Origin of the sequence: Salmonella sp. 2020_1459, assembly GCF_043847915.1 — a bacterium.
GTDB lineage: Bacteria > Pseudomonadota > Gammaproteobacteria > Enterobacterales > Enterobacteriaceae > Salmonella > Salmonella enterica.
Map to the genome: position 1 here is coordinate 710,734 of NZ_JBCMFA010000003.1, position 10,629 is coordinate 721,362.

Below are 10,629 nucleotides of genomic sequence, written 5' to 3' on the forward strand. Positions count from 1 at the left end.
TTAAAAAGGCGCTACTCGGCATGGGGAAGCGCCTTTTTTATACGCATCACATGGAATTTGGTCATGAAAGCGGAATGTGAACCTCAGTACTTTGGCGATGAATCGAAGAAGATTATTCACGGTGACGCGCTAACAGAACTTAAAAAACTGCCTTCTGAAAGCATTGACTTAATTTTTGCCGATCCGCCTTACAATATCGGAAAAGATTTCGACGGTATGGTGGAATCCTGGGACGAAGCGTCTTTTCTGGCCTGGCTGTATGAATGCATTGATGAGTGCCACCGCGTACTGAAGAAACACGGCACCATGTACATCATGAATAGCACAGAAAATATGCCGTATATCGATCTCAAATGCCGAACGCTTTTTACCATCAAAAGCCGTATCGTCTGGTCCTATGATAGTTCCGGGGTGCAGGCGAAAAAATACTTTGGTTCTATGTATGAACCGATCCTGATGATGGTAAAAAACCCGAAAAGCTATACCTTTAACCGTGACGCGATTCTGGTCGAAACCACGACGGGCGCTAAGCGCGCGCTAATCGATTATCGAAAAAACCCGCCCCAACCATACAATCAGAAAAAAGTGCCGGGCAACGTCTGGTCATTTCCTCGCGTACGTTATCTGATGGATGAATATGAAAACCATCCTACGCAAAAGCCCAGCGCGCTGTTAAAACGGATCATACTGGCCTCTTCTAACCCGAGCGATACCGTATTGGACCCTTTCGCGGGCAGTTTCACCACAGGCGCTGTCGCAGCGGCGTCAGGTCGTAAGTTTATCGGTATTGAACTCAATAATGAGTACGTAAAAATGGGGCTCAGAAGATTGAGCGTCACTTCGCATTATTCAGAAAATGAACTTGCAAAAGTCAAAAAGAGAAAAACACAAAACTTGTCCAAAAAGCAGCGAAATGTCGGGATAAACGCGCTATCTTCAGAGAAGTAAAAGCATTGTAAGTCCGCTTTTCAGCGTCAAAATTTCATGTATATTCCCAGCACGCATGGGCATGAATACACAGGATTTGACGATGATACGTAAGTATTGGTGGCTGGTTGTTTTTGCCGTCTCCGTTTTTCTTTTTGATGCGCTTTTGATGCAATGGATCGAATTGATGGCAACTGAACAGGATAAGTGCCGAAACATGGATTCGGTTAACCCTCTCAAATTGATCAATTGTACCGATCTGGAGTAGCGAACCGGGCGATTTAACCTATGATTATTTATCACCCGGATTTCTTTTATCCCTTATAAAAACAGGGAATTAAAACACGTTGAGGATAAAAGAAGGGGTGATACTGTCTCGTCCTGTTCTTTTCCTGCATAACCAATGAGCTAATGATACATGCCGGTTAGTGAGTACAACCACATCCTTGTGGCGGTTTCATTTGCTGTCGCTATTTTTGCGTCCTATACCGCATTAAATATGGCCGGACGCGTAGCCGGAAGCGCCCGATCAAACGCCAGAATATGGCTAATGGGCGGCGGCTTCGCGCTGGGCGTCGGTATTTGGGCGATGCATTTTGTCGGGATGCTGGCGATGGATCACGCGATGAACATGCGCTTCGATCCGTTCCTCACCGGCCTCTCCATGCTGATCGCGATCGGCTCCTCCCTGTTTGCGCTATGGCTGGTTAGCGCTGAAAAACTGCGCCTGCGCCGTTTACTACCGGGCGCGCTGGTGATGGGACTGGGCATCAGCGCAATGCATTATACCGGGATGGCGGCGCTGCAATTTGCTTCCATTATCGTCTGGAATAGCGCGTGGGTTGCCCTCTCTATCATTATCGCGCTACTGGCGTCCTGCGGCGCGCTGTGGCTCACGTTCCGCCTGCGTCATGAGGGAACAGATGTCGCCCTGAGGCGAGCAGGCGCCGCGGTATTAATGGGGATAGCTATCGCCGGCATGCATTACGCCGGCATGAAGGCCGCACACTTTCCCCAAAACTGGCCGATGGAGCATCGTGGCGTCGATAGCAACTGGCTGGCTGTTCTTGTCAGCGTGGTCGCGCTGACTATCTTGGGCATTACTCTGCTGGTTTCTTTATTTGACGCCCGGCTTCAGGCCCGTACCGCACTACTTGCCTCTTCGCTGGCGCAGGCGAACCAGGAACTGGCGCAGCTGGCGCTGCATGATACGCTCACCCGTTTACCAAACCGGGTACTCCTTGAGGATCGTCTGGAACAGGCCATCAGCAAAGCGAATCGGGAAAACACGTCTTTCGCGCTACTGTTTATGGATCTGGATGGCTTTAAAACCGTTAATGACGCCTATGGTCATGATATTGGCGATAAGCTACTGGTGGCGGTCACGCATCGTCTGAACCAACCGCTGAGCGGTCAGTTTACCCTGGCGCGGATTGGCGGCGACGAATTTGTGCTGCTTGCAGAAGTCAGCGCGCCTGACGAAGCGGCTTCCCTTGCCAGCGCGCTGGTACATTCGATAGATGCGCCCTTTACGATAGATCCGTATGAACTGGTCGTCACCCTTAGCGTGGGAATAGCGCTCTATCCGCTGGACGGAAAAAACGAACGGGAACTGATGTTCAACGCCGATGCCGCAATGTACTACACGAAACATACGGGGCGTAACGGATACCATTTCTTTCAGCCATCAATGAATATGCTGGCGCAAACCCAACTTCAGCTAATGAATGACCTGTGGCTGGCGCTGGAAAGACAAGAGCTCAGGCTGGTGTACCAGCCTAAATTTCAGGCCCCTGCCGGCCCCATTGTAGGATTTGAGGCCCTGTTGCGCTGGTATCATCCAAAACAAGGCGTACTGAATCCTGACCAGTTTTTACCGCTGGCGGAAAAAACGGGTCTTATCGTCACTATCGGTAGCTGGGTGATAGACGAGGCGTGTCGACAGCTCCGCGAGTGGCACTTACAGGGATACGCCTTATGGTCAGTGGCGGTAAATCTGTCCGCCTTACAATTTGAGCAGCCCGGGCTTGTGGACACCATTACGCGGAGCCTGGCCCGACACAGTATCCGTCCCGATTTATTGATTCTGGAAATCACCGAAACCACGGCGATGAACAAGCCAGAGCAAAGCGTCGCTATACTCACCAGATTAACGGAAATGGGGGTTAAGGCCTCTATTGACGACTTTGGCACCGGTTATTCCAGCCTTCTCTATCTGAAACGTCTTCCGGCGTGCGAACTAAAAATTGATCGCGCTTTCGTACATGAACTCAGCGAGGCAGGCGACGGCGCGACCATTGTTGCGGCTATTGTCGCGCTGGCGAAAGCGTTAAATCTGCAAATTGTGGCAGAAGGGGTAGAAAATGAAACGCAGCAACAATTTTTGACCCAGTTAGGATGCCATACGCTTCAGGGGTTCCTGCTTGGCAAGCCGCGTACGGCAGAGGAAATTGCTCGCGATATTCGGGATCCTGCCAATATATTCACAAGGTCAATATATAATATCAACTCAAAATAATCTCAGGCTTCTTCCGCCTGTTGTTCATTTGGCATTAATTGCCTCACACTGCCATCCGGGCTTAGCATTTTTAATACATTATCGACTAATGCAGGCGCCTGCTTATAAAGATCATAACTTGTGGGATTCATTAACCAGTTTTTTACTATTCCGCTAAAACTACCATGCAGAATAATTAATATGACATCCAGATCAAGACTGCCTGAGATCAGTTTTTTATCCATACATCGCTGTAATACTTCAAGCAGCGACTGATGATGGAAACCCATCTTCTCCCGAATGGCCTGTTCCGATATCATACCATTATGGAATTCACATTTATGATATAAAATCTGCATTAATGCCTGCTGACGAGGCACTGCCGCAATATATTGTAAGGCTGCAATAAATTTCTCTCGTAGATCCTGTAAAGGATTATCATTCCAGCATCCCGTAAGCCTATCCTGAATAAGTTCGCGTAAAGGTGGTTGCTGTAACCAAACCTCATTAAACAACTGCGTTTTATTCTCAAAGTGCCAGTAGATGGCGCCCCGCGTGACATCAGCGGCATCAGCGATATCATTCAACGTCGTGTTGGCAACGCCGCGCAAAGCGAACTGCGCAATAGCGGTTTCAATCAAATGTTGCCGCGTTTTAAGCGCATCCGCCTTCGTTTTCTTCGCCATAATTAAGATATCCTGGACCATAAAAACGATAAATACGCTGATAAAATACTCAGCACAAAAAACAACTTTATCATGTCCTTTTTAGTCAGACGAGAGACAGCTATTTTTATTTCGCACAATATCGCCAAATCAATAATAAAAACAAATAAATTAATAAAACACATTCATATAAAATATATATTTCTATTTATGTTATTCAACATCATGATTTTACTAATCGGGACATTATGAAACGACAGGGAATAGTTCTTTTTTTTTGCTTTTATGTGCCGTGAACCCCATCCCAAAATAAGTATTGCTTACATCACAAGCTAATAATTTGTAGGATACCCCACTGCTATTCTATTTTTCGCGCGTTAACGCCTTACCGTTATCCGGTGAATAACGAGCTTTCGGTTTTTTAAGGAACAGTAATGACGAAACATGCCAGGTTTTCACTCCTGCCCTCATTCATCATATTCTCTGCTGCGCTGCTGGCCGGTTGTAATGACCAGGGAGATACCCAGGCTCATGTCGGCGAGCCGCAAGTCACCGTCCATGTGGTCGAAACAGCGCCGCTAGCCGTAACGACCGAACTTCCCGGACGTACGTCCGCATTTCGCATTGCGGAGGTTCGCCCCCAGGTGAGCGGGATCGTGCTTAAAAGAAACTTCACCGAAGGTAGCGATGTAGAGGCCGGGCAGTCGCTCTATCAGATCGATCCTGCCACTTATCAGGCTGATTATGACAGCGCTAAAGGCGAACTTGCTAAAAGCGAAGCGGCTGCGGCTATCGCGCACCTGACGGTCAAACGCTATGTTCCACTGGTCGGCACAAAATATATCAGCCAACAGGAATATGATCAGGCGATTGCCGACGCCCGCCAGGCCGATGCCGCCGTTGTGGCGGCAAAAGCCGCTGTTGAAAGCGCGCGTATTAACCTTGCGTATACCAAAGTCACCTCACCCATCAGCGGGCGTATAGGAAAATCTAATGTGACTGAAGGCGCGCTGGTGACTAATGGTCAGTCAACTGAACTGGCTACCGTGCAACAACTCGACCCGATTTATGTCGACGTGACGCAATCAAGCAACGACTTTATGCGACTCAAGCAATCCGTCGAACAAGGTAACCTGCATAAAGACAGCGCCAGTAGCACGGTTCAACTGGTAATGGAAAATGGTCAGGTCTACCCGATTAAAGGCACGCTGCAATTTTCCGACGTTACCGTAGATGAAAGCACCGGCTCTATCACGCTCAGGGCGGTTTTCCCTAACCCGCAACACAGTCTGCTTCCCGGTATGTTTGTTCGCGCCCGCATTGATGAAGGCGTCCAGCCCAATGCCATCCTTGTCCCCCAGCAGGGCGTAACCCGCACGCCGCGCGGCGACGCAATGGTGATGGTGGTTAACGATAAAAGCCAGGTCGAAGCCCGCAATGTCGTGGCGGCGCAGGCTATTGGCGATAAATGGCTCATCAGCGAAGGGTTAAAACCGGGCGATAAGGTCATCGTCAGCGGCTTACAAAAAGCGCGACCGGGCGTCCAGGTGAAAGCCACTACCGATGCTCCTGCAGCGAAAACGGCGCAATAAGGTAACCGTACATGGCAAACTTTTTTATTAGACGTCCTATTTTCGCCTGGGTTCTGGCCATTATCCTGATGATGGCTGGCGCACTGGCAATAATGCAACTTCCCGTTGCGCAGTATCCAACCATTGCGCCGCCAGCGGTTTCTATTTCTGCAACCTATCCTGGCGCGGATGCGCAGACGGTACAGGATACGGTTACTCAGGTTATCGAACAAAATATGAACGGTATCGATAACCTGATGTATATGTCCTCTACCAGCGACTCTGCTGGTAGCGTGACCATCACCCTGACCTTCCAGTCCGGAACCGATCCGGATATCGCGCAGGTTCAGGTGCAAAATAAATTGCAGCTCGCCACGCCTTTACTGCCGCAAGAAGTCCAGCAGCAGGGGATTAGCGTTGAAAAGTCCAGCAGCAGCTTTTTGATGGTCGCCGGGTTCGTCTCGGATAATCCGAACACTACCCAGGACGACATCTCTGACTATGTCGCCTCTAACATTAAGGATTCTATCAGCCGTCTGAATGGTGTGGGCGACGTTCAGCTCTTTGGCGCACAGTACGCCATGCGTATCTGGCTGGATGCGAATCTGCTAAATAAATACCAGCTCACGCCAGTTGACGTCATCAACCAGTTAAAAGTACAGAACGACCAGATTGCGGCAGGCCAACTGGGCGGTACGCCAGCATTACCGGGCCAGCAGCTTAACGCCTCAATCATCGCCCAAACGCGTCTGAAAGATCCGGAAGAGTTCGGCAAAGTTACGTTGCGCGTCAATACCGACGGCTCTGTCGTCCATCTCAAAGATGTCGCGCGTATTGAGCTTGGCGGTGAAAACTATAACGTTGTAGCGCGCATTAACGGTAAACCGGCCTCCGGTCTCGGTATTAAACTGGCGACCGGCGCTAACGCGCTGGATACCGCAACCGCAATCAAAGCGAAACTGGCGGAGCTGCAGCCTTTCTTCCCCCAGGGAATGAAGGTGGTTTATCCTTATGACACAACGCCCTTCGTAAAAATATCTATCCACGAAGTGGTAAAAACGCTGTTTGAAGCGATTATTCTGGTGTTCCTGGTAATGTATCTGTTCTTACAGAATATCCGGGCAACCCTGATTCCTACCATCGCTGTTCCTGTCGTGTTGCTAGGCACTTTTGCGGTACTCGCCGCCTTTGGCTATTCCATCAATACCCTGACGATGTTCGGCATGGTACTGGCGATAGGGCTGTTGGTTGACGATGCGATAGTGGTCGTAGAAAACGTTGAACGTGTAATGATGGAGGATAACCTTCCTCCCCGAGAGGCGACGGAAAAATCCATGTCGCAGATTCAGGGAGCGCTGGTTGGTATCGCGATGGTACTGTCTGCGGTATTTATCCCGATGGCCTTTTTTGGCGGCTCGACCGGGGCAATTTATCGCCAGTTCTCTATTACTATTGTTTCAGCAATGGCGCTATCCGTTCTGGTTGCGTTGATTCTGACGCCAGCGCTGTGCGCTACGCTGCTTAAACCCGTATCTGCTGAACATCACGAGAAAAAAAGCGGCTTCTTTGGCTGGTTCAATACCAGGTTTGACCACAGCGTTAACCACTATACTAACAGCGTAAGCGGCATCGTGCGTAATACGGGTCGCTATCTCATTATCTATCTACTTATTGTAGTCGGAATGGCGGTTCTGTTTTTACGCCTCCCGACATCCTTCCTGCCGGAAGAAGATCAGGGGGTATTCCTGACCATGATTCAGCTCCCCTCTGGCGCTACGCAAGAACGTACGCAGAAAGTGCTGGATCAAGTCACTCATTACTACCTGAATAATGAAAAAGCGAACGTCGAAAGCGTGTTTACCGTAAACGGCTTTAGCTTTAGCGGTCAGGGACAAAACTCAGGGATGGCATTTGTCAGCCTTAAACCCTGGGAAGAGCGTAACGGTGAAGAAAATAGCGTCGAAGCCGTTATCGCCAGAGCGACACGCGCCTTTAGCCAGATTCGCGACGGGTTGGTGTTCCCCTTCAACATGCCGGCAATTGTCGAGTTAGGTACCGCAACAGGTTTCGACTTCGAACTGATTGATCAGGGAGGACTCGGTCACGATGCGTTAACAAAAGCGCGTAATCAACTCCTGGGTATGGTCGCGAAGCATCCTGATCTATTAGTGCGCGTACGCCCGAACGGGCTGGAAGACACGCCACAGTTCAAGCTGGATGTCGATCAAGAAAAAGCGCAGGCGCTCGGCGTTTCGCTGTCTGATATCAACGAAACCATCTCCGCGGCGTTGGGCGGCTATTACGTTAACGACTTTATCGATCGCGGACGAGTGAAAAAAGTATACGTTCAGGCTGACGCTCAGTTCCGTATGCTGCCGGGAGATATCAACAATCTTTATGTTCGCAGCGCTAATGGCGAGATGGTGCCCTTCTCTACCTTTAGCTCAGCACGGTGGATTTATGGTTCGCCACGCCTGGAACGCTATAACGGGATGCCGTCAATGGAACTGCTCGGTGAAGCAGCGCCCGGACGAAGTACCGGTGAAGCCATGTCGTTAATGGAAAACCTGGCTTCACAGCTGCCAAACGGTATTGGCTATGACTGGACAGGTATGTCGTATCAGGAACGGTTGTCAGGTAACCAGGCGCCGGCGCTGTACGCAATCTCACTCATTGTCGTTTTCCTCTGCCTTGCCGCTCTGTATGAAAGCTGGTCAATTCCGTTCTCGGTAATGCTGGTCGTACCGCTTGGCGTGGTTGGCGCTCTGCTTGCAGCGTCATTGCGCGGTCTGAACAATGACGTTTACTTCCAGGTTGGCTTGTTAACCACTATTGGCCTTTCTGCTAAAAACGCCATCCTGATTGTCGAGTTCGCCAAAGATCTCATGGAAAAAGAAGGACGTGGATTGATTGAAGCGACGCTGGAAGCATCCCGTATGCGTTTACGTCCTATTCTAATGACCTCGCTGGCCTTTATTCTCGGGGTAATGCCGTTAGTTATCAGTCGTGGCGCAGGTAGTGGGGCACAGAACGCAGTAGGCACAGGGGTTATGGGGGGAATGTTAACCGCAACCTTATTAGCTATCTTCTTCGTGCCAGTATTCTTCGTTGTTGTAAAACGCCGATTTAATCGCCATCATGATTAACCGGTAAACAGAGGCGTCTTCGGACGCCTTTTTAAACGGTACGTCTTTATCTCCGCTATCCCCCCCTCTCCGCTTACTTTTGCATTCTCCATAGTTTTTACAATTCACATGAATTGAGATGATTCCTCATGTCGGCCATTTTTTCTGTGGTGGTAAAATAACTCTCGTTTTCGCAGCGGTTAGAGCCAGCATTTACGTTGCTGTACTTCGCGAAACGCTGATTAATGAGGTAACACCATGAAAAGACTAATTCCAGTTGCATTGCTTACCACCTTATTGGCAGGTTGTGCACATGATTCTCCCTGCGTACCGGTTTATGACGATCAAGGGCGGCTGGTTCATACCAATACATGTATGAAAGGTACAACGCAGGATAACTGGGAGACAGCAGGCGCTATCGCTGGCGGCGCTGCGGCGGTAGCAGGGTTGACGATGGGTATCATTGCGCTTTCTAAATGATACATGCAGGCGCGGCAATGCCGCGCTTTCAGTAATAATATAAAGGTCGTAAGGATACTCAGCGACGTAATCTGTTCAGCCTGTCCCCCGAAAGTTAACACGATAAAACGCTCTCTTTTCTTACTCGCCCATCCCGATGGTATTTATTCTATTCCTTGTCCGATGCAGACAAAATTGTAGCTTGATAGCATCGTAAGCCGCATTACAAACACGCTTTATACAGTAAGACTTAGAGCGTGGTCATTAGGCGTAATTATCGCAGACAGTCTGGATAAAAACCGGAGCATACACGTAATACATGAGGATTTTGAGCACTGTCCCAGGGCCAAACTGGCAAATAAAATAGCCTAATGGGCCAGATTCTTAGTCCTCAGCGAATATCTCTATTGCTTATTAGAGGCGTAAGTAAAAGCCGTTTGTACATCCACTTCAGCACGGTTCACATTCTATGGTTCAGGCGGATATATGGCGGGAAATCACGTTGACTAAAACGGTTTTTATCCACTCTACGAAGATGTTATATACCCAAAATAATTCGAGTTGCTTAAAGGCGGCAAGGGAGTGAGTCCCCAGGAGCATAGATAACTATGTGACTGGGGTGAGCGACAAATCTGCCGGGAGCAGATTTGAACGTCGCGTGCGACGGCCCGTCAGGGCGAGGCCCATGAATGGGCCGAGTAATCCGTAGCCAACACATAAGCGACTTGAAGTATGAAGGGTATAAACCAAATATAAAACGCGTCGGCGCCATTAACCGATAACTTTTTCCATAGAGAGATAAATGCAAAAAGGCCCAATCTTTCGATTGGGCCTTTTGCTTTATTTGATGTCTGGCAGTTTATGGCGGGCGTCCTGCCCGCCACCCTCCGGGCCGTTGCTGCGCAACGTTCAAATCCGCTCCCGGCGGATTTGTCCTCCTCAGGAGAGTGCTCACCGACAAACAACAGATAAAACAAAAGGCCCAGTCTTTCGACTGAGCCTTTTGTTTTATTTGATGTCTGGCAGTTCCCTACTCTCGCATGGGGAGACCCCACACTACCATCGGCGCTACGGCGTTTCACTTCTGAGTTCGGCATGGGGTCAGGTGGGACCACCGCGCTACTGCCGCCAGACAAATTCTTTTTCAAATGCCGAACTTTAACCGTATTAAGTGGTGCTGATACCCAGAGTCGAACTGGGGACCTCACCCTTACCAAGGGTGCGCTCTACCAACTGAGCCATATCAGCACACTAAATCTGATGCCTGGCAGTTCCCTACTCTCGCATGGGGAGACCCCACACTACCATCGGCGCTACGGCGTTTCACTTCTGAGTTCGGCATGGGGTCAGGTGGGACCACCGCGCTAGTGCCGCCAGGCAAATTC

7 protein-coding genes, 1 tRNA gene and 2 rRNA genes are annotated in these 10,629 nt (G+C 49.7%); 6 read left to right on the plus strand and 4 right to left on the minus strand.

Annotated elements, in window-relative coordinates:
• The first annotated feature begins 63 nt into the window (after window positions 1–63).
• The 3 genes from yhdJ (at window position 64) to ACH0VJ_RS11895 (ending at window position 3,445) form a co-directional block, all read left to right on the plus strand.
• Window positions 64–948 carry an adenine-specific DNA-methyltransferase gene (gene yhdJ / locus ACH0VJ_RS11885; protein ID WP_000642611.1) on the plus strand — a complete coding sequence of 295 codons (885 nt, stop codon included), beginning with the start codon at window positions 64–66 and terminating at the stop codon, window positions 946–948.
• An 82-nt stretch (window positions 949–1,030) separates the two neighbouring features.
• Window positions 1,031–1,195 carry a DUF2556 family protein gene (locus ACH0VJ_RS11890; protein ID WP_000620015.1) on the plus strand — a complete coding sequence of 55 codons (165 nt, stop codon included), beginning with the start codon at window positions 1,031–1,033 and terminating at the stop codon, window positions 1,193–1,195.
• A 150-nt stretch (window positions 1,196–1,345) separates the two neighbouring features.
• On the plus strand, window positions 1,346–3,445 hold the full coding sequence (locus ACH0VJ_RS11895; protein ID WP_001145334.1) for a bifunctional diguanylate cyclase/phosphodiesterase: 2,100 nt from the start codon (window positions 1,346–1,348) through the stop codon (window positions 3,443–3,445).
• Window positions 3,446–3,447: 2 nt separating this feature from the next.
• Here the strand turns inward: ACH0VJ_RS11895 and envR are convergent, their stop codons facing one another.
• A complete protein-coding gene (gene envR, locus ACH0VJ_RS11900; RefSeq protein ID WP_001085725.1) occupies window positions 3,448–4,110 on the minus strand; it encodes an acrEF/envCD operon transcriptional regulator in 663 nt (220 codons plus the stop codon).
• A 413-nt stretch (window positions 4,111–4,523) separates the two neighbouring features.
• On the opposite strand from envR, the gene ACH0VJ_RS11905 reads away from it, so the two are divergent.
• The 3 genes from ACH0VJ_RS11905 (at window position 4,524) to ACH0VJ_RS11915 (ending at window position 9,265) form a co-directional block, all read left to right on the plus strand.
• Entirely contained in the window at window positions 4,524–5,681 is a 1,158-nt protein-coding gene (locus ACH0VJ_RS11905; RefSeq protein ID WP_000160388.1) for an efflux RND transporter periplasmic adaptor subunit, read from the plus strand.
• A gap of 11 nt (window positions 5,682–5,692) precedes the next feature.
• On the plus strand, window positions 5,693–8,806 hold the full coding sequence (locus ACH0VJ_RS11910; RefSeq protein WP_001273277.1) for an efflux RND transporter permease subunit: 3,114 nt from the start codon (window positions 5,693–5,695) through the stop codon (window positions 8,804–8,806).
• Between the two features lie 237 nt (window positions 8,807–9,043).
• Complete coding sequence (locus ACH0VJ_RS11915; RefSeq protein ID WP_000825645.1) at window positions 9,044–9,265, plus strand: membrane protein; 222 nt, start codon at window positions 9,044–9,046, stop codon at window positions 9,263–9,265.
• Window positions 9,266–10,261: 996 nt separating this feature from the next.
• On the opposite strand, the gene rrf (ACH0VJ_RS11920) is transcribed toward ACH0VJ_RS11915, so the two are convergent.
• The 3 genes from rrf (ACH0VJ_RS11920) to rrf (ACH0VJ_RS11930) form a co-directional block, all read right to left on the minus strand.
• A 5S ribosomal RNA gene (gene rrf, locus ACH0VJ_RS11920) occupies window positions 10,262–10,377 on the minus strand.
• A 39-nt stretch (window positions 10,378–10,416) separates the two neighbouring features.
• A tRNA-Thr gene (locus ACH0VJ_RS11925) sits at window positions 10,417–10,492 on the minus strand.
• A gap of 14 nt (window positions 10,493–10,506) precedes the next feature.
• Window positions 10,507–10,622, minus strand: a 5S ribosomal RNA gene (gene rrf / locus ACH0VJ_RS11930).
• Between the last annotated feature and the right edge of the window lie 7 nt (window positions 10,623–10,629).

What these genes read in the sequence shown, in the direction of transcription:
- ACH0VJ_RS11890 (WP_000620015.1), top strand. Translation starts at nt 1,031, where the DNA reads ATGATACGTAAGTATTGGTGGCTGGTTGTTTTTGCCGTCTCCGTTTTT.
- ACH0VJ_RS11905 (WP_000160388.1), top strand. Translation starts at nt 4,524, where the DNA reads ATGACGAAACATGCCAGGTTTTCACTCCTGCCCTCATTCATCATATTC.
- yhdJ (WP_000642611.1), top strand. Translation starts at nt 64, where the DNA reads ATGAAAGCGGAATGTGAACCTCAGTACTTTGGCGATGAATCGAAGAAG.
- ACH0VJ_RS11895 (WP_001145334.1), top strand. Translation starts at nt 1,346, where the DNA reads ATGCCGGTTAGTGAGTACAACCACATCCTTGTGGCGGTTTCATTTGCT.
- envR (WP_001085725.1), bottom strand. Translation starts at nt 4,110, where the DNA reads ATGGCGAAGAAAACGAAGGCGGATGCGCTTAAAACGCGGCAACATTTG.
- ACH0VJ_RS11910 (WP_001273277.1), top strand. Translation starts at nt 5,693, where the DNA reads ATGGCAAACTTTTTTATTAGACGTCCTATTTTCGCCTGGGTTCTGGCC.
- ACH0VJ_RS11915 (WP_000825645.1), top strand. Translation starts at nt 9,044, where the DNA reads ATGAAAAGACTAATTCCAGTTGCATTGCTTACCACCTTATTGGCAGGT.